Origin of the sequence: Actinomyces sp. HMSC075C01 (assembly GCF_001812965.1) — a bacterium.
Lineage (GTDB): Bacteria > Actinomycetota > Actinomycetes > Actinomycetales > Actinomycetaceae > Actinomyces > Actinomyces acetigenes.
Map to the genome: position 1 here is coordinate 104,301 of NZ_KV811010.1, position 21,914 is coordinate 126,214.

A 21,914-nucleotide genomic window follows, 5' to 3' on the forward strand; every position below is an offset into this window, starting at 1 on the left:
CACTCTCAGTGGGTCGCCGTAGCACACTCGGCGAAGTGCTCGGCGGAGGAGCCGATCGCGTCACAGAACTGCGGATAGTAGTCGCCAGCGGCCATGGGGGCATCGACATAGCCGAAGAGGATCGCCGTCGGAACCGCCATGAAGGCGACGAACAGCGCGAAGGCCAGCACGAAGGCGATCAGCCGGATGAAGGGGATGGTGTTTCCTCGCACCGCCCCCAGCGTCTGCAGGGCGGACCACACGCCGTGCCACACGTGCAGGCACAGGGCGGCCAGCGCGACCGCGTAGATGAGCCACACCCACCACAGCTGGAAGCCGTAGTACATGTTGAGGTAGGCCCGTCCGTGCACGTACTTCCCACCCGGCGTCAGTGACAGAGTGGTGTACTGCAGGAGGTGCCAGATGATGAACAGCAGGAGGATGACGCCGCCCCAGCGCATGGTGCGCATGGCGTAGCGGGAGGCGAAGTACTCGGCGCCGGGCTTCTTGACGGCGTACTTGTCGTTGCCGCGGGCCCGCTTGTTGCGCGCCCAGAGGTGGAAGGCGCTGCCGGCGTGAGCCAGGAGGCAGGCGATGAGAGCCAGGCGGAGGATCCATAGGACACCGCCGTAGGGCATGATCGGCACCAGCAGCGCTCGCAGGAACACGGCGTAGTGATCGTAGGCGACCTCACCCTCGAAGTAGTGCAGGTTGCCGTAGGCGTGGAAGAGGACGAAGAACAGGAACACCAGTCCCGAGATCGCCATCATGCGCTTCATGAAGACGGTCGTGGAGAAGGCGGTCCGCCTCTTCAGGGAAGGAGCAGATGATTTGGCCACGGCAGAAGGCTAGCCGGGCACCAGGTCCCGTTGGTCCCGCCCGGGCCCCTACCAGCGCAGTTACTGTGACGATCCGCAGAATCGCGGGGATCTCATCGAATCTCGATTCGTCATTCAACGCCGCGGAATATGCTGACACCGACATCTGGGGTCGCCTTTTCGTCACGGGGGTGTCAGACAAATCTGTGAAGTGGCCGACACCTACCGCTTCTCTCCCCGCGGTCCGTGTTTATCTCCGGTCGCTGCGGACCCATCTGCTTCTTCGGTCCCGGCGCAATCCGTCCAGTCGGACACCGGGGCATGCCCCCGGATGGGCTGGCCCTCGGGCTCAGGGCGGGCTCGGATCACCGGCCTCGGCCCCCACCGGTCCCGGGCGCGGGCTCAGAGTCAACCGCATGACCACGGCGTCCTCCGGCGGTGCCTGGTAGTAGCGGCGGCGCCGGCCGATGGGGACGAAGCCGTGCCTGGCGTAGAGCCGCTGGGCGGCCTCGTTGGACTGACGCACCTCCAGCAGGACATCGGGGCAGCCCAGCTCTCGGGCGGTGGAGACGAGCTCGGCGAGCATGAGGGAGGCGATCCCTCGCCCGCGCGCCGCCGGGACGGTGGCGATGGTCAGCAGATCCGCGCTGGTCAGCCCGCCTGCGTGATAGAGCCCGGCATAGCCCAGGAGCCGTGGCCCGTGCGGCCCGGCCCCGGTGGCGCGATCCGCAGCGTCATCATCGGTCTCTTCGGCCTCGACGACGACGTAGCGGCGGTCCGTCCCAGGCCCCTGGGAGGCCGCCAGCTCGGCGGCCAGCAGATCTCTACTCCAGGCCTCGGCTCCGAAGAGCTCGCTCTCGAGACGGGCGATGGTCTCCAGGTCCCCCGCGGCCATCTCCCGCAGTCTGGGGGCCCGGCTCGCTCCCGTCACCTCGGGCATCTCAGTGTCCTTCGTGGCCCCGGGGTCAGCGCACGCGCTTGCGGGCGGTGGGCATCTGCACGTCGGCGTGGCGCAGGTAGAGCGGCTGCGTGCTCAGTTCCTCGCCGCGCTCGAGGCGGGCCAGGGCGATGCGCACCTGGGTGAGGGCGTCACCGGAGACGGGGGCCAGGGCCTCCTGGCAGGAGGTCATCTCCGCCAGCTCGGGGTAGAGGGCGGCGCCGGAGCCGGCCACGACGTCGACGCCTCCGCCTTCTCCGGCCCGCCCCGGCGTCTGCTCGGCGAGGCGCTGGGCGACCTGGGCCGGGAGGCAGACGCTGATCTCGGTCAGGCGGGTGACGTCGTCGGGACCGTTGGCGCGGAAGAGTGCCGCGTAGACCTCGCGCCTGCGGGCGTCGGTGGCGACCAGGACGACCGGATCCTTGTGCCCCTCGTGGGCTCCGAGCTCGTCCAGGGCGCGGCGGGCGACGGCGTCGAGGCTGGAGACTCCGTGGACGGGGACGCCCCGGGTGCGCCCGACGACCCCGGCCGTCACCAGTCCGGCCCGCAGTCCGGTGAACGGGGCCGGTCCGGTGGCGGCGACCACGGCGTCCAACGGACGCTCGGCCACCTCGGGAGCCGACAGAGCCTCAGAGAGCATCTGCCCGAGGGACTCGGCGTGACGACGGGTATCGGCCTGTTCATCCTGGCTCAGCACCTGCAGGGCGCGCGCGCCGGCGGCCGAGGGGGCGGCATCGACGACCGCGAGCTGAGTCCCCAGGGAGGAGTCGATGGAGAGGATTCGCACCGGACCAGCCTATGCCCTCGGGTCTCGTGGCAGGTTGACGCGGCTCTCGGGGATCGTGTCCCCCAGGGTCTCACCGACGGTCGCGTCGGCGTCATCCTCAACCCCGTCCCCCAGAAGGGACAGGTCGATGGCGGCGCGGGGGATGCCCCGCCGCACTGCGGCGCCCTGGGTGTCGGACTCGTCCCGGCTGAGCCGATCAGCGCGCTCGGCCATGTCGGCGCGGTTGCGGGCCTGGCGCAGCGGGGCGGTCACCTTACGCTCGTGACGGACCGTGATGATGACGGTGAGGATCCCGACGACGACGACCGCCAGGACCGGCCCCCAGATCGCCCAGCCCCCCGTGGTGGAGCGCTCCTCGCCCTGAGCGGCGGAGGTCTTGGGCTTGGACCCGGCGCGCTCACGCAGGATCTCTCCATAGTCGCGCAGATCGATGGGACCGGCCAGGCGCCGGGTGGCGGCCTCCCCCATCGCCGTCACCGTGGTGCCGCTCAGCGAGTACCAGGCGTTGGCGTTGCGGTCGTGGACGAGGTGGGCCTCGCCCATCTGGTCGACGTCGGTGGCCAGGTCGTCGTCGAACACGGGGGTGCAGGTGGCGTGCCCCTTGTCATGGACCACCTCGAGAAGACCGACCGGCTTGCCGCCTGAGGAGACGGTCGCGGCCCAGTCGCCGGTGTCGACGGGTTGCGCGGTGGGCTGGGAGCCGTCAAGGAAGCCGGAGGCCCAGGTGTAGACGCTGCGCGGATCGCCCACCGTGATCTCGCCCTGCTCACCGGTGCTCTGACGTACCTGAGCGACGCACTCGCTCTCCATGAGCGCCTTGGCCTCGTCACGCGAGTCGGCGTCGGTCGAGACACCCGCCACGCCGCCGGCCGACGTGATCGGTGCAAGTCGGGCACTAGTGTCGGCAGCGGCGCGGACCGGCGCCGGGGTCAGGAGGCAGACGCCCAGGAGCGTCGCCGCCGCAGCCGGCAGGAGCAGGTGCCGGGGACGCCGAGGACGCCGGGCGCACTGGGCGGGCAGGATCGGGGTGGCGTTGCGGACCGGTGCCACGGTGGTGGGAGTGTTCACAGCGGCGCTCCAGGCTGGCAGGAGGCCTCTGCGGCCAGGGGGTTCAGGTCGACGTCGGCCCAGCGCGGACCGACGGCGCGCACGATAATCGTCCGGTTGCCGTCGTCGACCTCGCCGAGGTCCACGACCGGTTCCCCCGTTACCGAGCCGGCGGAGTGCTCGGCCCCGGCGGGGGCGTCGTCGGGCTGCGGGCGTTCGGCGCGCACGGCTCCGTGGGGGCGCAGCACCTGGATCTCCAGGCGGTCGGGGCTCAGGGCCTCCACCTTCTCCTCGCCCCACTCGACCAGGGTGACGGCGCGGTCCAGGGAGGAGTCCAGGTCGAGGGCGTCAATCTCCTCCAGGGAGGTGATCCGGTAGGCGTCAACGTGGATGAGGTCGGGGCCGTCGGAGACGGAGGGGTGCACGCGGGCGATGATGAAGGTGGGTGAGGAGACCCGGCCGCGCACCCCCAGGGCCGCACCGACGCCCTGGGCGAGCGTGGTCTTGCCGGCCCCCAGTCCGCCGGAGAGCATGACGAGGTCGCCGGCGCGCAGCAGGCGGGCCAGGCGGGCACCCAGTGCCCGGGTCTCGTCGGCGTTGCCGGTGGCAATGGTGATCTCGGGGGCGGTCTCAGGTGTGTGCGGCGCTGTGCTCATATTCCCTCCTCATCCGTGCATGGGTCCGATGGTGGAACCGGCCGGCCTGATGGGGACCGGCGATATCCGACGTCTGCCGTCTAGGGTCGAGAGTAGTCGCCGGTGCCGGGCTCCCCGACGTAGCAGCGCGGGACGCGAGCTCCCAACCGGGTCACGATCTCGTAGTTGATGGTGCCGCAGGCCTGCGCCCACTCATCCGCGGTGGGGACGGCCTCCTGGTCTGAGTCCTGGGGGTCTCCCCAGAGCACGGCGGTCTCCCCGACCTGGGCCGGTGCCGGCAGGGGCGCTCCGGTCTCGTCCACGGCCGGGCCGAGGTCGACGACCACCTGGTCCATGCACACCCGCCCCACGATGGTGGTCATGATGCTGCCGACTCCCACGGGGCCGGTGGAGCTGGCGGCGCGGGGGATGCCGTCGGAGTATCCCAGGGGCACGAGCCCCACCCAGCGGTCGGTGGGGGCGCTCCAGGTCCCCCCATAGGAGACGGCCTGCCCGGCCTCGATGCGCTTGACCTGCACCAGAGGGGACTCCAGGCGCATGGCGGGCCGCAGCCCGAGCTCGGCGCCGGTGGCCACGGAGGGGTCGGGACTCAACCCGTACAGGCCGATGCCTGCGCGCACCAGGTCCATACGGGCCTGCGGGTGCCACAGGAGTCCTCCGGTGGCGGCCAGGTGGTGGATGGGCGGGTTGAGGCCGGCGGCCCGGACGACCTGCTCGGCCTGCCGGTACCGCTCCAGGTGCTCCTCGGTGGAGCCGCTGGCAGGCTCGTCGGCGCGCGACAGGTGGGACCACAGGCCGACGACGTCGACCGTCCCCTCGTCCTCGGCCCGCCTCAGCGCGGCGGCCAGGGCCGGCAGCTCCTCGGGGGTGGCGCCGCCGCGCGACATGCCGGTGTCGACCTTGAGGTGGAGACGCGCCGTCCTCCCCTGCGCCCGGGCCGCCGCCGACAGGGCCTCGAGCTGGGGCGGGGTGGACACCGACAGGTCCAGGTCGGCGGCCAGGGCGGCGCGCAGGGGCGAGTCCTCGGCGGCCGCCCGGGCAGGATCCATGACGGGCAGGAGCCAGGTGAGGACCCGGGGGGCCTGCGCGGAGGGCTCCCCCACCGGGCGGCTCACGCCGGCCTCATCCAGCAGGCAGCGCAGGGTCAGGGCCTCGGCGAGCTGGGCCACTCCCAGCCAGGAGGCTCCCGCTGACAGGGCGGTCAGGGCGACCGGTCCCAGCCCGTGACCATAGGCGTCGGCCTTGACCACGGCCATCCACGGCACGCCCGCCACCTGCGCCAGGCGCCGCCCGTTGTGGGCCACGGCCTCCAGGTCGATGACGGCCCGCGAGGTAGCCGCCGCCGGTGGCGCGCACTGGGCGAGCGCGGATCGCGGAGCGGTGGAGGGGGTCGTTGCGGCAGAGTCCAGGGAGGTGGTCACGGCGCGATTGTCGCACTGGGTGGCCGGGGGCGCCGCTGTTTCCTGGCCCACGCCTCGAGCCGGAAGGCCTGCTGGGTACCGCTTCAGGCGCCGCACCTCAAGGGTGGGGCACCGCCTGGAGCCGGTTGAGCTCGAGGCGGGCCGGGCCGAGGGCCGCGGCGATGTCCAGGGCGGCGATCGGGTGCCCACCGGCCCCCGCGCCCCCGGCGCCCTGCGGGCTTGCAGCGGCGTAGGCCCCCGCGAGCGCGTGCAGCCTGACGCCGGCGGCCACCGATTCAACCAGGACGTCTACTGAGGCCGGGCCCGAGGCGGCGGGCACTGTCTCCTGCTCCCAGCGGGCTGCGGCGCCGGCCAGGACCGCTCCGAGGATCCCGGCCAGCACGTCCCCGCTTCCGGCACTCGCCATCCAGCCGGGGCCGCTGTCCACGCTGACCAGGGGGCGCTGTGGTGCGGCGATGAGGGTGGTGGCTCCCTTGAGCAGGACAGTGGCGCCGGTGAGGCGGCAGATCTCGCGGGCGGCGAGCCCCGGGTGGGCCTCGACGCGCTCGCGGTTCCATCTATGGGTCTCCCGCGCCGCCGCCCCCTTGTCCTCCAGTGCGATCAGCAGCGCGGCGGCCTCTCCGGCGTGCGGGGTCAGCACGTGCAGCGGCGTGCAGCCCAGCTCCTCGGTGAGGAGCTCGGTCAGGATGCTCAGGGCGCCGGCGTCGACGACGGTGGGGACCGGGGTGGGGCACTGGCTGTCTTGGCCGGAGGGTGTCAGGGTGGAGGCGAGGACGGCCCGCACCTCATCGGCCCTGGTGGTGTCGGCGGGGTCGATGCCCGGCCCCAGGACGAGCGCCTGAGCGCGTCCGGCGGTGGGGACGACCTCGGGTCGGACCGCCAGGACGAGGTCCTCCACGCGCCTGGGGGCGGACAGGCGCACCATGCCGGAGCCGGCGCGCACGGCGCCGCTGGCGGCCAGGACGGCGGCGCCGGGGTAGGTCTCGCTGCCGGCCCACAGGCCGACCACGCCACGGGTGTACTTGTGGTCATCGGGGCCCGGCTCGCGAAGGGCTCGTCTCAGGTAGTCGCCCAGGGCGCCGTCGGCGGGGTGGCGGGCCAGGGGCCGGCTCGTGGGCGTGGGCAGCCCGAGGGGGACGACCTCGACGACGCCGCACAGGTGGCGGGCCGGGGGCAGGCACTGGCATCCCTTGAGGCAGGTGAAGGTGACGGTGAGGTCGGCGGCCAGGACCGGGCCGCTCACCGTGCCGTCGTCGACGCCGGTTCCGCTGGGCAGGTCGACAGCGATGACGCGCAGCGGGCGGTGCCCCGGTTCTCCGGCGGCGATGAGCGGGGCGATGAGAGCGGCGGCGTCGGGTCGCAGCGCCCCGGTGGCGCCGATGCCGGTGAGCCCGTCCAGGACGAGTCCGCCGCGGACGAGGAAGGCCTCGATAGCGGCCACGGCCTCGGCTAAGGCCTGATCGGTTCCGTCATCGCTGCGGTAGCCGGCTCCGTGGATGGTGACGCCGTGGCTGCGGGCCTCCTCCAGGGCGACGGGATGGGGGTGCTCGGTGGCGAGCACGGCGCTGACCGCGCAGCCGCTGTGGGCGAGCAGGCCACCGGCCAGGAGGGTGTCGGCCCCGTTGTGGCCGCCGCCGACTAAGAGGAGTACCGGGGCCCCGGAGATCCATCCGGGGCTCGCGCACGCGCCTGCTCCACCACCCGTTCCTCCCAGCGGCGTCGTCGGGGACAGCGGTGAGGAGGGGGTCGGCGCCGTCCCCACGGGACTCGCTGAAGACACTGGCGCCAGAACCGACCGGGCAGGGACCGCCGCGGTGCCCGCAGTGCCGGCTCCTTGGCGCAGCTCGCGCAGTGCCGCCCGAGCCACCGCGTGGGCGGCGGCTCTCATGTAGCGGTCGGTGCCCGCGGTGACGGGGGCCTCCGCGGACGCTATCTCCCGGGCGGGCCAGGCACAGGTGGTGGGGTCGGTGACGTCGTGGGAACGCGGGAGGTCGTTGAGGTCACTCACCCGTCCCATTGTCCTCCGCTCCGCTCTCCTCGCCCCTCCAACGCGGCTTTGAGACAGGCAGTTTCACACAACGGGACTCACTCGGTGGCTGCAGGTCCAGGTCAGCCGCCGTCGGGCAGGCGGCAAGAAGTTGTCCTTTCTAGAACTAGGTGGCGCGTTCACCCCTCGCCGTCCCCGTTCACCCGGCACAATGGCCGAGTGATTCGCGCTGTAGGGACCGATCTGGTTGATATCCCCCGCCTCGAAGGCTACATGGACCGGGTACCCGGCCTGCGCGAGCGGCTCTTCACCCCCGCCGAGCTGGCCGCCTGCCAGAAGCGGGCAGCCTCCCTCGGGGCGCGCCTGGCGGCCAAGGAGGCGGTTCTCAAGGCCCTGGGGTCGGCTTACGCCGAGCTCGGGCTGGACGCGCCCCAGGGGTGGGAGTACCAGGACATCGAGGTGACCTCGATGCCCGGCACGCCGCCGCGCCTGCGCCTAACCGGGGCGGCCGCGATGGCCGCGCGCCAGGCCGGCATCGGCCACTGGCACCTCTCCCTGGCCCACGACGGCGGTATGGCCCAGGCCTTCGTCGTCGCCCAGGCCGACCACGTCGACAATGACGACGACCTGGCCCTGTCCTCCCAACGCTCACAGGCCCGCACGAAGCAGCAGATCAGGTCCCTTCGCCCCGCCCTGTAGACGACGGCGCCGAGCCCGGGATACGAGCTCGGCGCCGTTGCGAGTCGAGTCGACGTCTCGGCGTCGGCCCTACTCGACGGTGACGGACTTGGCCAGGTTGCGCGGCTGGTCGATATCCAGCCCCTTGGCACCGGCCAGCGCCGCGGCGAAGATCTGCAGCGGCACCACGGTCAGCAGCGGCCACAGGATCGTGGGGGTGACGGGCACCCGGATGATGTGGTCGGCGAAGGGCTCGACGTCGGTATCCCCCTCCTCCGCGATGACGATGGTGCGCGCACCGCGGGCCCGGATCTCCTGGATGTTGGAGATGACCTTGTCGTGCAGGACAGGGCGACGCGGGGTGGGCACGATGACGAAGACCGGCAGCCCCTCCTCGATGAGCGCGATCGGGCCGTGCTTGAGCTCGCCGGCGGCGAAGCCCTCCGCGTGGACGTAGGCGAGCTCCTTGAGCTTGAGCGCCCCCTCCAGCGCCACCGGAAAGCCGACGTGGCGGCCCAGGAACAGGAAGGACGACTTGTCCGCCAGCGCGGTGCCCAGCTCACGCACCCTGGCCTCCTGGTGGTCCAGGACGTGCTGGATGCGGTCCGGCATGGCGGCGAGGTTGTCCAGGTACTCGGCGACCTCGTCGGGCCACTTGTTGCCGCGCAGCTGGGCCAGGTAGAGCCCCAGCAGGTAGCAGGCGGTGATCTGGGCGAGGAAGGCCTTGGTGGAGGCCACGGCGACCTCCGGGCCGGCGTGGGTGTAGAGGACGGCGTCTGCCTCGCGGGCGATGGTCGAGCCGTAGGTGTTGACGATGGCCAGGACCTTGCTGCCCTGCTCACGGGCGTGACGCACGGCCTGGATGGTGTCCATGGTCTCGCCGGACTGGGAGATCGCCACGGTCAGGGTCTTCTCGCTGACGACCGGGTCGCGGTAGCGGAACTCGTGGGCGAGCTCGACCTCCACGGGGATACGGCACCAGTGCTCGATGGCGTACTTGGCGACGTGCCCGGCGTAGGCGGCGGTGCCGCAGGCGATGACGATGATCTTGTCGACGCTGCGCAGGACGGCGGGGTCGATGCGCATCTCGTCGAGCTGGAGCTCACCGCGCTCGTCGACGCGGCCGCGCAGGGTGTCGGCCACGGCGGTGGGCTGCTCGTGGATCTCCTTGTCCATGAAGGTGTCGTAGCCGCCCTTGACGGCGGCGGAGGCATCCCAGGAGACCTCCCAGGTCTTGGGCTCGACGGCCTTGCCGTCCTGGTCCCAGACGTGGACGGCGTCGGCGGTCAGCAGGAGGACCTGGTCGTCGTCGACCTCGGCGGCCTTCTTGGTGAAGGCGACGAAGGCGGCCACGTCGCTGCCCAGGAAGTTCTCCCCCTCACCCAGGCCGATGACCAGGGGGCTGGAGCGGCGGGCGGCGACGATCGCCGCGGGGGCCAGGGCGGTGACGGCCAGCAGCGCGAAGGTGCCCTCGAGGCGGGCGGTGACGGCCTGCATCGAGGCGACCAGGAGGTCGGCGACCCGGGCCGGGTCGGAGGCGGCAGCCGGGTCCTGGCGCAGACGAGAGGTGAAGTCGATGTCCAGGACGTGCGCGACGACCTCGGTGTCGGTGTCGGAGAGGAGCTCACGCCCGGCGGCCTCGACCTCCTCGCGCAGCGGGCGGAAGTTCTCAATAATGCCGTTGTGAACCACGGCGAGGTGGCCGGCGCGGTGGGGGTGGGCGTTGACCGTCGTCGGGCCGCCGTGGGTGGCCCAGCGGGTGTGGCCGATGCCCGCGGTGGCGGGAGCCGGCGGGGTGGCCTCCAGGATGGCGCGCAGGCCCGAGAGCTTGCCCGCCTCCTTGACGACATCCAGGCCGGAGGGGCCCACCAGCGCGACGCCCGCAGAGTCGTAGCCACGGTACTCCAGACGGCCGAGGCCATCCATCAGAACAGTCAGGGAACGGGAGGAACCAGTTTCACTCGGAGGGCCGACATGGCCGACAATTCCACACATGCTCCGATCGAATCACGCCGGCGCGGCGTTGACAACGAGCGCAGGGACACGTCGATGTGATCTCGGCGTGATCTCAGTGCGATCTCAGTGCGACCTCGATTCCCCGCCAGCACCCCGACGAGCCCCATTCGTTCCCCGGGGATCGTCCGCCGCGCCTTGTCATTTGCGACACTGTGTCAGTGACATCCGAGCTGAGCGACCCGAGTGACCTGGGCTTCCCGTGCGCCTCGCCCTACATCGAGCTGGACCGGGACCAGTGGTCCGCCCTGGCGTCCTCGGCGCCGCTGCCGCTGACCCAGGCCGATGTCGAGAAGCTGCGGGGACTGGGCGACCCCATCGACCTGGCCGAGGTCGACGCCGTCTACCGGCCCCTGACCGCGCTGCTGGAGGACTACATCACCACCTCGCGCGAGCGGGCGCACCGCACCGGCGCCTTCCTGGGGGTGAGGGAGCCGCCCACGCCTTTCATCGTCGCGGTGGCCGGCTCGGTCGCCGTGGGCAAGTCGACGACGGCGCGACTCATCGCCCACCTGCTCGCCCGCTTCCCGGACACGCCCCGGGTGGACCTGGTGACCACCGACGGCTTCCTGCTGCCCAACCGGGTCCTTGAGGAGCGAGGACTCATGGCCCGCAAGGGATTCCCCGAGTCCTACGACCGTCGCGCGCTGCTGGAGTTCGTGGCGGCGGTGAAGTCCGGCAGCGAGTGCGTCCAGGCGCCCGTCTACTCCCACACGGTCTACGACATCGTCCCGGACCGGCACGTGACGGTGGAGCGTCCCGATATCCTCGTGCTGGAGGGACTCAACGTGCTCCAGCCCGCCCCGCGGGGGTCGCGGCCGGGGGCCTCGGCGCTGGCGGTGAGCGACTTCATCGACTTCTCGATCTACGTCGACGCCGACCCCGACGACATCCGCCGCTGGTATCTGGACCGGTTCCTCACCCTCAAGCACACGGCCTTCACCCAGCCGGGCTCGTACTTCCGGCGCTTCGCCGAGATCCCCGACGACGTGGCCCTAGCTGGAGCAAACGAGATCTGGGAGAGCGTCAACCTGGTCAACCTGCGCGAGAACATCGCCCCCACCCGGGGGCGGGCCACCCTGGTCCTGACCAAGGACGCCGAGCACCGCATGAGCCGGGTCCTGCTGCGCAAGTCCTGAGCGCCCGTCCCCCTCGTCCTCGCGCTGAGACTCCAGCGGGGGCGAGCCGCCTGGGGGTGGGAGTCGTCCGCCGGCTCCTTGGAGGGGCGGGCCGCCCGCTGTCGCCGTGCAGGCCTTGGGCGCGCACTGCACGAGGGTCGGGTGCTACTGCGGGAGGGTTGGGTGTACTCCAGGTAGGTAGGACCTTCGTGCAGTGCGCACAACCCCTGGCCAGTAGATCCCCACCCTCGTGGAGTAGACCGCACCAGAAGAGGGACATGCCCGAACCGGCATCAGACATGCACCGTCAGCAACCCGAAGAGGGGCCAAGGATGTCCACATCGGTGACAAAAGGCCCAGACCGTTCTCGTGGTAACGAAGCAAAACCGCATGATTCCAAGGTTCGTGTTCACGCGACCTGAGGTTCGAAGGTCCCATTATCACCGATGGGGACACCAACATGCCGATTCCCCGGAGAGTCCGGTGCAGCAGACCTACCAGGCCCCTCGGTCAGTACGCCACCACACAGTCCATGACCTCCAGCAGGATGCTCGTCCAGGTGGTCAGGGCGATTCAGGAGACATCGAAGATCGTGGCCTCGCGCGGCGTCGACCTGAGGCGCTACCGCAGCAAGATGCTCGCCTACCGGATGCCGATCTCACCCAGCGTTAACATCGTGGCGTCGGCACCGATTTTGATTTTCAGAAAACACTCCCACCCCACTCCTGCAACAAAGTTAACGAAGATCATCGACAGCCTTGATAAAAACCTCAGGTTGTTCAGAATGAATATCATGACCGCTTTTAACGTTGTCAACTAGAGTGCCACGAGAGAGAAGCGAGTGGACACGCGACGCATCACGATCATCCATAGCACCGAGCAGCACCCCACGACCATCATAGTAGCCCTGCATATTTGATGGATGAGCAGCATGTAAAATAATTGACGGACAGCGCACAGCCTTCAGTGTTTCCGCCTGATTAAAACCAGCAAACCACGAGAAATCATAGAAGGTCTCACCAAATCGTAAGTCATAGGCGCCCGTACCATCCTGCAAGTTAGCCGTCAAGTCGAAGAACTCATTGACATGCAGCTCAGGAGGATAATACCAAAGGCGCGGTATTTCGCCAGGGTGGCGCCTCATGTAATCGAGGGCAGGACGCTTAACAAACACATCAAAGTTCTTTTGCCCAAGAACTTGCGCAAGATAGGTGTGCTCAAGCGAGTAGCGGGTGAAATTTCGTTCACCGCTTCGCAAAAAACGATGCATATCGCGAAACCCGAGCCAAGCAAATGTCTTCTCAGCCCTTCCAGGTTCAGTCGCAAAGAATGGCGCATCCTCAATCAACAAACCAGTGACAAGCTGCGGAGCCCTGGCGGCAACGATAGTCGCCAACAGACCTCCCGAAGAGTGACCGGAGATCAAGACTGGAGACTTGACAACATGCTGGATAAACCACACGAAATCAATCGCATTCTTGATCGCCGTATAATCTGCCGGATTTTTACTCGATCCACCATGGCCATAACAGTCGACCGCAAACACGTGATAGCGTTGAGATAGTTCTCCGAGCACCGCACTATAGTCCCTCCACGTTGTTTGCTGGCCGTGGACCAACATGAGCGGCGAACCATTGGCAGGCCCTTCACCATAGTGAATGACTGAACCGCTCGGCAGCGTTACCTGCCTTTCGACAAAACCAGCACGACGAACAACCGTTTCAGCAGCCCGATCATAGGTCATATTTCGATGAGCATAATAAGTCACGCCTCCCCCGAGCAAGCCAATCACGGCGCAAATGATTATCAACACGCGCACCCTCTTTCGCTTAGTATTCAGTATTGTCATGTGCCGCACGATGACCTCCCTCCACGTGACGAGCAGCCTGCACAAAGAACCGCGCATCCATCAAAGCGAGCCCCTGATCGATGTCGCCGATAAGTAGGAGTTCGTCGCCAGGCTTAATGTTGAATACTTTTCTGGCACGCACTGGAAGCGTGAGTCTCCCATCCTGATCGATCACAACGGTACCAAATATGTATTTGCCGGGGCGATCAAGCATGGCAACAAATGAAGTGTCGCCGTTGACAAGATCGTCGATCGCAACATCGAACGCCTGCGCTAACCGAATACATGAGGAAATGTCGGGATTACCGCCCGGAGCCTCCCACTTGGCAATGGTCTGCCGAGAGACGCCAACCTTGTTTGCCAATGCTTCCTGAGTCCAGCGATGCTTTTTACGCAAGGTGGCGATGTTGCTATTAATCATAAACAAATAATAAAACAGCACACTGTGGTCGTCAATCAAACAATACAGACACGATGAGGTTTGCATGTTAAAAGTAGTGGCATCCGCACCTGTTTGAATCACACCAGAACCCACTCTTCATCAGTCTGATATGACGACCTTCCTGGGGCGGGCCACCCTGGTCCTGACCAAGGACGCCGAGCACCGCATGAGCCGGGTCCTGCGGCGCAAGTCCTGAGCGCCCGTCCCTGAAGCCACCGTGAAACCGGTGAAACCGGAGGGCCACAGGCTCACGGTCATGACAACGCAGGCAACACCTACAGCTCCCATGCACGTCCTCGTCGTCGGTCTGGGGGTGATCGGGACGACGTACGGATACCTCTTCCAGAAGGCCGGTCACCACGTCGAGCACCTGGTGCGACAAAGCAGCACGAGGGCCTCAGTCAGCTCACTCGAGGTCGAGATCCTCGATGGCAGGACTGACCCGAAAGGCTCGCTGACCCGTGACCAGTACACCGTTCACCACCAGAGACGCACCAGCTACGACCTCATCGTGGTCTCAGTGCCGCAGGGCAGGATCGCCGAGGTGATGGCCGACCTCCGCACAAGCGGGATCGAGGGACCCGTGCTTCTGTTCTGCGGGTTCTGGGGAGAGCGCGAGGAGCTCGACCGTTTGATGGCCGGCCGCGACGTCCTCCTGGGGTACCCGGTGGCGGGCGGGAGCATCACGGGGGAACAGCTCACCTGCTGCATCTTCGACCACATCATGCTGGAGCGGCAAGACAGAGCCCGTTTCCCGGGCTACGAGAGGGTGGAGGCGCTGTTCGGCTCCTGCGGTGTCGGCCTCGAGCGCCCCCATGACATGCTCGAGTGGATCTGGCTGCATATGGCGATCAACGCCGGCGTCGGTGCCGTAGCAGCAATGTACGGCGACGTCGAGGACACGACGCACGCCGCCGAGCAGCTCATGGGCTCTACCAGGATGCTCGCCGGGGTGGTCAAGGCGATCCGGGAAACATCGAGGATCGTGGCCTCGCGCGGCGTTGATCTGAGGCGCTACCGCGGCGAGATGCTCGCCTATCGGCTGCCGACCGCCGTGTCCGCGCCCCTCATGAAGCGGATGTTCGCCAAGAATCTTCTCACCCGACGGATCATGACGCTGCATGGCAACACCGCTGACCTGCTGTTCGTGTGCCGGACCGTCTACGAGCAGGGCCGGACCAACGGGATTTCTGCGCCCATCTTCTACGAGAGCTACGAAGCGGCCCGTGACAAGGCCGCCCGCCGCAGCTCCGGCACCACCGACATCGCCCGACTTTGAAACGCCGTCGCTCGAAACAGGTGCCTCGCCGGACGGGGCAGCCATCTCATGACGCAATCGCTCACTCATCACATCACTACTCATCGTTCGCGGTGCGACCGGTCTGCCCGGCGGGAGACGGGTAGGTGACATCCGGCATGTCCCCAGGAATATCGATGCACCCCACGCTCCCAGGACAAAGTGCCGACACTGTACGTGCAGCCGCTGAGACGTGATCCCACAGCACACGTGCAGCCCAGGGGCCGTAGCGCTGCGCGACAGCAGCGAGATCTTCTTGCATCGCGGTCTCGTCAGCTTCGTCATCAGAAGCAGCGAACACCATACTGGCGGTCGCGCCGACGAACCATTCACCGGCACCGATGGCAAGATCACCGACAAGAGCGTGGATCGGAGCCGTCTCCTCTTGCGCCATCTGCACTTCAATGGGGCTGATGCGCCACTGAACGAAGTCCTTCTCTATGTCCTGCGGCTGACAGATGACACGGAAGGTCTGAAGCTGTAGGACGGCGGCCGATCGAAGCGAGAAGTGCTGATTGCTCGTCTCACCTGAACTCGGCGCGGACATCATGCCCCCACCAGCTTGCCCGTAGATACCCGTCGCGCCGCTTCCGTAGAGGATGACTCCCACCTGTAGTCAGGCATACCAGCGTTGCGAGCGGCACGACGAACGTTCTGCTCTCCGACAGCAATCACCTCGTGGCGGACAAGCGCACCCACTGCCTTGGCATAGCGGCGCACCGTCGACAGGTGAGCATCCGAGTGGCCCGACTCGAACCGGGAGACGGATGCCTGACTAGTGCCCATGATGCGCGCAACGTCAGCCTGAGTCATCCCGCTGCGATCGCGCACGGCGACGAGGTCACGGACCAGCGCATGGTCGGCAGCGACCAGGCTGCGCGCATGCTTGTGACCAGGGGCGTCCGGATCCTCACCGAGAAGCTCGTAGATGTCCATGTTCACTCACCACCTTGTGGGATATATCGGTGGCGATATATTAGCCTCTGCTTCGATCCTGCGGGGAGTGCATCGTCGCATCTCACATCACTTCGCTCTCCGCGTCTGCACCCAGGACTCGAAACGCCTCTGAGCCGAGGCGATGTGCTCGTCCTGCTCCTCCAGCCCGATCATTCCGCCTCGCTTGTGGCGGAGGCTGAGCGAGAGCAGCAGACGGTCCTCATCATCCGGTTCGCTGAAGTACAGCCGCAGATGGCGCTGCTCTCCGTCGAGGTTGACTGTCAGCTCCAGGCGGGCCTCGAGCACGTCATGCGCACTCTGTGCCCTGCAGACGACGCCCTTGGTGTAACTGTTGTCGTAGTTGAGACGACCGGCTTCTGCATCCCGGAGCAGCTGCTGGACCTCGGCCAGGAGCATCTGCCACTCGTCTTCACTGATGTTGCGTGCCCGCAGTTCGCTCATCTCTTTGGTCAGGTAGGGGCGCCCGCGGTTGTCGACAGTGTTCTTCCAGTACCCGCCACAACGACACGAACGAGCCCCGTAGCCGAAGACCTTGTGATGGAGAAGGGCGGTCATCATGACCACACTCGCGACGAAAACGTTGCCATAGGGACTCCTCGGGGAGCTATGGAGTGACTCATGAGGATAGTAGCCCTACCGTCCGCCGTGATCAGCACCTCCCTGACATGGTCCATGAACGGAACGAAACGGCGTGAAACCGGACGGTGTCGCGTTGAAGCCGCTGTGAAACCGCCGGGGTCCAGCCTTGGCGGCATGGCAACACGAACAGTAAGCGAATCCCCCTCACCGGGCGAGGCACCGGCCATCAGGACCGATGGCCTGACCCGCACCTTCGGCTCCTTCACCGCCGTTGACGGCCTTGACCTGGAAGTCCCCACCGGCATCGTCTACGGCCTGCTCGGCCCCAACGGTGCCGGCAAGTCGACGGCGCTGCGCATGATCACTACCCTGCTGGCGCCCACTCGCGGTCAGGCAATGGTCCTGGGGCACGACGTCGTCCGCGAGCGCCATGCGGTGCGCAGCCTCATCGGGGTGACGGGCCAGTACGCCAGCGTCGACGAGACGCTCACCGGGGTGGAGAACCTGCGACTCTTCGGGCGCCTTCTGGGTCTTGGCCGGCGCCGGGCGCGTGAGCGGGCCGACGAGCTGCTGGCCGCCTTCAGCCTCACTGAGGCCGGTGGCAAGCGGGTGAGCGGCTACTCCGGTGGGATGCGGCGCCGACTGGACCTGGCGGTCTCGCTCATCTCCCGTCCCCCGCTCGTCTTCCTCGACGAGCCCACCACTGGTCTGGACCCGCGCACGCGCGAGCAGATGTGGGACGTCATCCGCTCCCTGGTGGAGGGCGGCTCCACGATCCTGCTGACCACCCAGTACCTGGAGGAGGCCGACCGCCTGGCTCACCGGGTCGGCATCATCGATGCCGGACGGCTCATCGCCGAGGGCACACCCGATGAGCTCAAGGACCGGGTGGGCAGCAGCTCCCTGGTGCTAACCCCGGCGACCCCCGAGAACCAGGCGGCCACCGCCGCCATCATCGAGCGGGTGACCGGTCACGCCCCGGCGACCGTCGATCAAGGCACCCACTTGCAGGCGCCGCTGAACAATGCGTCGGTGGCCACCGAGGTGCTCGTGGCACTGCGCGACGCCGGCCTGTCCCCCAGAACCGTCTCGGTGGACCGCCCCAGCATGGACTCGGTCTTCATGGCCCTGACCGGGCAAGGGCGGCACGACGACGCGGCCTCGCCCGCTTCCCCATCCGCCCGTCCTTCAAATGTCAAGGAGCAGTCATGACCGTCCCAGCAGCCACAACCACATCGACCAGCACCTCCCTGTCCTCCGGCGTCTCGCGTTTCAGCGAGGCCCGACTCGTCCCGGATACCCTGGCCATGGCCTGGCGCTCACTCATCACCATGGTGCGCAACTTTGGGGAGTCCTTCGATGTTCTTCTCCAACCGATCATGTTCACCGTCATGTTCGGCGAGCTCTTCGGCGGTGCCATTGCCGGGGACGTCAAGGCCTACCTACCCACGATCGTCCCCGGGCTCGTCATCATGAACGCGCTGACCACGAGCCAGAGTGTGGGCGTGGACCTGCGCGAGGACATGGACAAGGGGGTCTTCGACCGCTTCCGCGCCATGCCGATGTCGCGGGTCGCTCCCGTCCTGGGCCCCATGGTCTCCGACGTGCTGCGCTACCTCATCTGCACCTCACTGACCGTACTCACCGGCTACGTCCTGGGCTACCGACCTGAGAACGGCTGGTCAGGCACGCTCGGCGCCATCGCCCTGGCGGCGGGCTGCGCCTGGGCCATCGCATGGATCTTCCTGCTGCTGGGAACGGTCTTCTCCTCGGCCCAGGCGGTCACCTCCTTCTCGGTGATCATCATGTTCCCGCTGACCTTCCTGTCCAACGCCATGGTGCCCACCTCGACGCTGCCGGGATGGCTCAAGGTCTTCGTGCGCCACAACCCGGTCTCACACATCGTGGACGGGTGCCGCTATCTGCTGGACGGAACGGCGGGCTCGGCCGGGGACGTGCGTGCCGCGATCATCGGCTCGCTGCTGGTCCTGGTCATCACGGCTCCTCTGACGGTCTTCCGCTACCAGCGGCGCAACGCCTGAGCCGTACGTCGAGGACTCAGCCGACCTCGCCCGCCAGACGGCCGGCGAGGTCGGCCGCGTGAGCCACGAGCTCGCTGCGGTCCAGACCCCGGATCCTCTCCTCGGCCTGACCCAGCGCCGGTGTGTCGAGCCGCTCGGTGCGGGTGCGCAGGTAGTCGTGGGAGAGCAGACGGTAAGTCTGATTAGTACCCACGGCCAGGGCAGTGGCGACCAGTTCGGCCCCCACTGCCCGTCGTTGGGAGCCGGGCTCCGCGGCTGCTGCTGCGGACAGACCGACAGCTGCGGCGAAGCCCATGATCGTGGGGATGTCCCGCTGCCGCGGAGCGGGGTCGGACAGGATGTCACGTAGCAGCGAGGTGGCTCGGGCACGGATGGCTCCAGCATCGAGCTCGACGGCGTCGTCGGGGCTGAGCTCGATGTCAGTGACCATGCACATACCTAGGTTGTAGAGCTCCCACTGGGAGCCGGCCCCCAGGATGGATCGCCAGTGCCTGGCGTAGTGCAGGCTCACGCGCTGGATGAGGGCGGCGGTGCGCACGTTCCCGCGGGTGAGCTCCAGCTCGCCGCGCACGGAGCGGAGGATGAAGCGTATGGTTCCCGGCAGGTCGACGGACTCGAGCCTCTCCAGCAGCTCGGTTGCAGTCTCAGGGCGCGGATCGAGGTAGACCGTGCAGTAGGCGTCCCCCCACTGCAGCGTCGTGCGGAAGAACTCGCCCCAGCTGGGCAGGACCCGCTCCAGGAGCACCTGGGCGCGCGAGCAGGCGTCAACGACCTGGCTGTAACGCCCCAGGGACATGAGCACCTGCAGCCGGTGGAGGTGGAGCTCAAGCAGGTGAATGCCGGCCAGGTCGTGACTGTGGAGTCGCCCCAGCAGGGCCTCGATGGTCTCCAGGGAGGCCTGAGGGTCGCCGTCGTCCTCCTGCTGGGCGGCTAGACAGCGGGTCGCCGCCCAGGCGACCCAGGGGTCGGCGTCGTCTGCCAGCTCGGGCCACTGCTCGTCGCCCGCACGCAGGAAGCGCCGCACCCGGGCGAAGGTGCCCTCGCCGTCGAAGGACGCAGGCAGACGTGAGCGGACCTGTGCGGGCACGTGGCTCAGGAGCCCGAAGAGGGTGACGCACAGGGCCAGGACGCTTAGGCCTGCCTCGTTGCCACGCAGGTCCTGGGTCGGTTGGACGGCGGGACCGATGAGGCGCGCACCGTAGTCGGCGATGCGCTCATAGCTCCAGGTAACGCTCCACAGGCGCATGAGTGCGGCGCCGATGAGGCAGATCGCGTCGCGCAGCTCCGCCGGCAGGCGATCCGAGCCGTGGCCGTCGGCCTGCGCCAGGAGCCGGTCGAGCTGCTGAAGGATGACGGCCTCATTGTCGGCGACCTGCTGGAAGAGACGGTCGTGGTGGCGCGCCTCAGGGTGACTGGCATCGCCGAAGTCTCCGGAGTCCACGGGAAAGCGGATCTGGGAGCATAGGTCCACCGCCCACTGGTGCAGGGCCGCGCGGGCCTCGGCCTCGTCACCGGAGGCGGACAGCTGCGCCAGGGCGAAGTCGCGGACGGTGACAAGCATGTGGAAGCGGGGCAGGCCGTGGTCGCGCACCACGAGCAGGGAGTGGGAGACCAGGGCGTCGAGGAGGTCGGCGGCCTGCGCACCGATGAGCGCCTCCGCGGGCAGGAGGGTGAAACCGTCGGCGAGCAGGGCCAGCCGGGCCAGGGCGCGACGCTCGGCGGCGTCGAGCAGGTTCCAGGACCACTCGATGACCGCCCTCAGAGTGCGTTGACGGGCCGGGGCGTCGCGGGCGGCGGTGAGCAGATCGGGTCTGCCGGGCAGCCGCTCGGCGATCTGGCCGACCGACAGGCTGCGGGTGCGTGCGGCGGCCAGCTCGATGGCCAGGGGGATGCCCTCCAACCGGCTCAGGAGCTCGCCCAGGTCATCATCGTCAATGACCTGGCCGGGGCGAGCGGCCAGAGCGCGAGCGCGGAAGAGCTCGGCGGAGGAGGCCGCATCGAGGGCATCGAGGCGGTGGACGTGCTCCGCGGCCAGGTCGAGGGGGCGGCGCGAGGTCGCCAGGACACGCAGGTCGGGGCAGGCGCCCAGGAGCGACCCGACGAGGTCGGCGACCTGGTCAGCCAGGTGCTCGCAGTTGTCCAGCACCAGGACGGTTCCGGGCTGGGAGAGGGCGGCGGCCAGATCGCGGCGTGGGTCGCCGTTGACGACTGCGGAACCTCCGACGGCGTCGAGCAGGACTTTGGTCAGATCGGCCCCGGGCGGCACCTCGGCGAGGGCGACGACGTAGACGGCGGGGCGGCGGCTGCGGGCCGCCACCACCTGAGCCAGGGTCGTCTTGCCGACTCCGCCGGGGCCGGTGATCGTCACCAGATGGTGGGTGCTCAAGGTCTTGAGAACACCGGTCACGTCCGCCTCACGCCCCAGGAAGTGCTCGGGCTCGGGCTCCAGGCCGTGGCGCACGGGGTTTTCGGCGGCCAGGACGGCCTCGTGGGCGGCGCGCATGGCGGGGCCGGGCACGGCTCCCAGCTCGCGCAGCCGACGGCGGTACTGCTCGTAGATCCTCAGGGCCGCAGCGGGTGAGCGCGCCCAGGACTCGGCGCGCATGAGGGCGGCCAGGACGGTCTCGTCTCCGGCGTCTCGCTGGGCGGCCTGGCGCAGCAGGTCCGCGGCCTGCTCGTGCTCACCGGTGGCCTCCAGGGCGAGCCCCCAGTCGCGGCGGGCCCCCTCGGTCAGGGCTGCGGCCCGCTCCCGCAGGAGGACCACAGGGGCGTCTCCCGCTCCACCGTTGTCATCGGCTTCGTCGGGAACGGGCACTGGTGGCAGGGAGTCGGTGAGATCGAGGACCTGCTCCCACTGGCCGGCGGCGGCGCAGGCCCGGGCCCGGTGCGCCCTGCCCGACAGGTCCCGGACATCGACCTCCGCCTCCGCCAGCTCCAGCCGGTACCCGTCGCCGCTGCGCTCGACGACACCCTCCCCCACGACGGCACGTAGCCGGGAGACGACGACGTGCAGTGCCCGCAGGGGGCGGGCCGGGGCGTCGTCGGGCCACAGGGCCTCAATGAGGGCGCCGTCGCTCACCCTGGCGTCTTGGCTGCCGGCGAGCACGGCGAGCAGGTCAAGGCTCCTCCCGCTCAGGGCCCTGCCATGCCAGGTTGGCGGCTCCGTCAGGAGAGTCATGCGGTACGGGGAGGTCACGGGTCCATTGTCCCCCATCGCCCCAAGGCAGCGTTCCAGCGGTCAAGGTAAGCCGCGGGGCCGGCCACCATGCTGGTAGCGGCGGCCTCGACCGGCCCCGGGGAGGGAGCC

General features: G+C 68.5%; 19 protein-coding genes. 5 read left to right on the forward strand and 14 right to left on the reverse strand.

Annotated features, from left to right (window positions below; translation table 11 throughout):
• Positions 1-5: 5 nt before the first annotated feature.
• From HMPREF2883_RS09175 to HMPREF2883_RS09205, 7 genes are all read right to left on the reverse strand, one after another.
• Entirely contained in the window at positions 6-758 is a 753-nt protein-coding gene (locus HMPREF2883_RS09175) for a succinate dehydrogenase cytochrome b subunit (protein WP_176747196.1), read from the reverse strand.
• A 388-nt stretch (positions 759-1,146) separates the two neighbouring features.
• Entirely contained in the window at positions 1,147-1,737 is a 591-nt protein-coding gene (locus HMPREF2883_RS09180; protein WP_070661379.1) for a GNAT family N-acetyltransferase, read from the reverse strand.
• 25 nt (positions 1,738-1,762) lie between these two features.
• Complete coding sequence (gene tsaB / locus HMPREF2883_RS09185; protein WP_070661382.1) at positions 1,763-2,521, reverse strand: tRNA (adenosine(37)-N6)-threonylcarbamoyltransferase complex dimerization subunit type 1 TsaB; 759 nt, start codon at positions 2,519-2,521, stop codon at positions 1,763-1,765.
• 9 nt (positions 2,522-2,530) lie between these two features.
• A complete protein-coding gene (locus HMPREF2883_RS09190) occupies positions 2,531-3,589 on the reverse strand; it encodes a hypothetical protein (RefSeq protein ID WP_070661385.1) in 1,059 nt (352 codons plus the stop codon).
• Positions 3,586-4,224 carry a tRNA (adenosine(37)-N6)-threonylcarbamoyltransferase complex ATPase subunit type 1 TsaE gene (gene tsaE / locus HMPREF2883_RS09195; RefSeq protein ID WP_070661388.1) on the reverse strand — a complete coding sequence of 213 codons (639 nt, stop codon included), beginning with the start codon at positions 4,222-4,224 and terminating at the stop codon, positions 3,586-3,588. The genes HMPREF2883_RS09190 and tsaE overlap by 4 nt, the downstream gene beginning before the upstream one ends.
• A gap of 80 nt (positions 4,225-4,304) precedes the next feature.
• Positions 4,305-5,645 carry an alanine racemase gene (gene alr / locus HMPREF2883_RS09200; RefSeq protein WP_070661554.1) on the reverse strand — a complete coding sequence of 447 codons (1,341 nt, stop codon included), beginning with the start codon at positions 5,643-5,645 and terminating at the stop codon, positions 4,305-4,307.
• Positions 5,646-5,742: 97 nt separating this feature from the next.
• Positions 5,743-7,662, reverse strand: a complete 1,920-nt coding sequence (locus tag HMPREF2883_RS09205; protein WP_070661392.1) for a bifunctional ADP-dependent NAD(P)H-hydrate dehydratase/NAD(P)H-hydrate epimerase — start codon at positions 7,660-7,662, stop codon at positions 5,743-5,745.
• Between the two features lie 189 nt (positions 7,663-7,851).
• Here HMPREF2883_RS09205 and HMPREF2883_RS09210 point away from each other — a divergent pair, with 189 nt between their 5' ends.
• A complete protein-coding gene (locus HMPREF2883_RS09210; protein WP_070661395.1) occupies positions 7,852-8,331 on the forward strand; it encodes a holo-ACP synthase in 480 nt (159 codons plus the stop codon).
• A gap of 69 nt (positions 8,332-8,400) precedes the next feature.
• Here the strand turns inward: HMPREF2883_RS09210 and glmS are convergent, their stop codons facing one another.
• Positions 8,401-10,305, reverse strand: a complete 1,905-nt coding sequence (gene glmS, locus HMPREF2883_RS09215; RefSeq protein ID WP_070661398.1) for a glutamine--fructose-6-phosphate transaminase (isomerizing) — start codon at positions 10,303-10,305, stop codon at positions 8,401-8,403.
• Between the two features lie 173 nt (positions 10,306-10,478).
• Here glmS and coaA point away from each other — a divergent pair, with 173 nt between their 5' ends.
• On the forward strand, positions 10,479-11,462 hold the full coding sequence (gene coaA, locus HMPREF2883_RS09220; protein WP_070661400.1) for a type I pantothenate kinase: 984 nt from the start codon (positions 10,479-10,481) through the stop codon (positions 11,460-11,462).
• A 715-nt stretch (positions 11,463-12,177) separates the two neighbouring features.
• Here the strand turns inward: coaA and HMPREF2883_RS14260 are convergent.
• Both HMPREF2883_RS14260 and HMPREF2883_RS14265 read right to left on the reverse strand, forming a co-directional pair.
• The gene (locus HMPREF2883_RS14260; RefSeq protein ID WP_141759084.1) at positions 12,178-13,290 is read right to left on the reverse strand and encodes an alpha/beta fold hydrolase; all 1,113 of its coding nucleotides are present in this window, start codon (positions 13,288-13,290) and stop codon (positions 12,178-12,180) included.
• Positions 13,271-13,711, reverse strand: a complete 441-nt coding sequence (locus tag HMPREF2883_RS14265) for a helix-turn-helix domain-containing protein (protein WP_075371327.1) — start codon at positions 13,709-13,711, stop codon at positions 13,271-13,273. The genes HMPREF2883_RS14260 and HMPREF2883_RS14265 overlap by 20 nt, the downstream gene beginning before the upstream one ends.
• A 277-nt stretch (positions 13,712-13,988) precedes the next feature.
• On the opposite strand from HMPREF2883_RS14265, the gene HMPREF2883_RS09230 reads away from it, so the two are divergent.
• Positions 13,989-15,011, forward strand: a complete 1,023-nt coding sequence (locus HMPREF2883_RS09230; protein ID WP_256277408.1) for a ketopantoate reductase family protein — start codon at positions 13,989-13,991, stop codon at positions 15,009-15,011.
• 76 nt (positions 15,012-15,087) lie between these two features.
• On the opposite strand, the gene HMPREF2883_RS09235 is transcribed toward HMPREF2883_RS09230, so the two are convergent.
• The 3 genes from HMPREF2883_RS09235 to HMPREF2883_RS09245 form a co-directional block, all read right to left on the reverse strand.
• Entirely contained in the window at positions 15,088-15,579 is a 492-nt protein-coding gene (locus HMPREF2883_RS09235; RefSeq protein WP_070661409.1) for a hypothetical protein, read from the reverse strand.
• Positions 15,576-15,965 (reverse strand): helix-turn-helix domain-containing protein, encoded by a 390-nt coding sequence (locus HMPREF2883_RS09240; protein ID WP_070661412.1) that lies wholly within the window; start codon positions 15,963-15,965, stop codon positions 15,576-15,578. The genes HMPREF2883_RS09235 and HMPREF2883_RS09240 overlap by 4 nt, the downstream gene beginning before the upstream one ends.
• A gap of 87 nt (positions 15,966-16,052) precedes the next feature.
• Positions 16,053-16,544: a hypothetical protein gene (locus HMPREF2883_RS09245; protein WP_256277409.1), complete on the reverse strand. Its 492-nt coding sequence runs from the start codon at positions 16,542-16,544 to the stop codon at positions 16,053-16,055.
• A gap of 195 nt (positions 16,545-16,739) precedes the next feature.
• Between HMPREF2883_RS09245 and HMPREF2883_RS09250 the strand changes: the two genes are divergently transcribed.
• On the forward strand, positions 16,740-17,777 hold the full coding sequence (locus HMPREF2883_RS09250; RefSeq protein WP_070661415.1) for an ATP-binding cassette domain-containing protein: 1,038 nt from the start codon (positions 16,740-16,742) through the stop codon (positions 17,775-17,777).
• Positions 17,774-18,607: an ABC transporter permease gene (locus HMPREF2883_RS09255; protein ID WP_070661418.1), complete on the forward strand. Its 834-nt coding sequence runs from the start codon at positions 17,774-17,776 to the stop codon at positions 18,605-18,607. The genes HMPREF2883_RS09250 and HMPREF2883_RS09255 overlap by 4 nt, the downstream gene beginning before the upstream one ends.
• A gap of 16 nt (positions 18,608-18,623) precedes the next feature.
• On the opposite strand, the gene HMPREF2883_RS09260 is transcribed toward HMPREF2883_RS09255, so the two are convergent.
• The gene (locus HMPREF2883_RS09260; protein ID WP_371080654.1) at positions 18,624-21,803 is read right to left on the reverse strand and encodes an AfsR/SARP family transcriptional regulator; all 3,180 of its coding nucleotides are present in this window, start codon (positions 21,801-21,803) and stop codon (positions 18,624-18,626) included.
• Positions 21,804-21,914 lie beyond the last annotated feature (111 nt).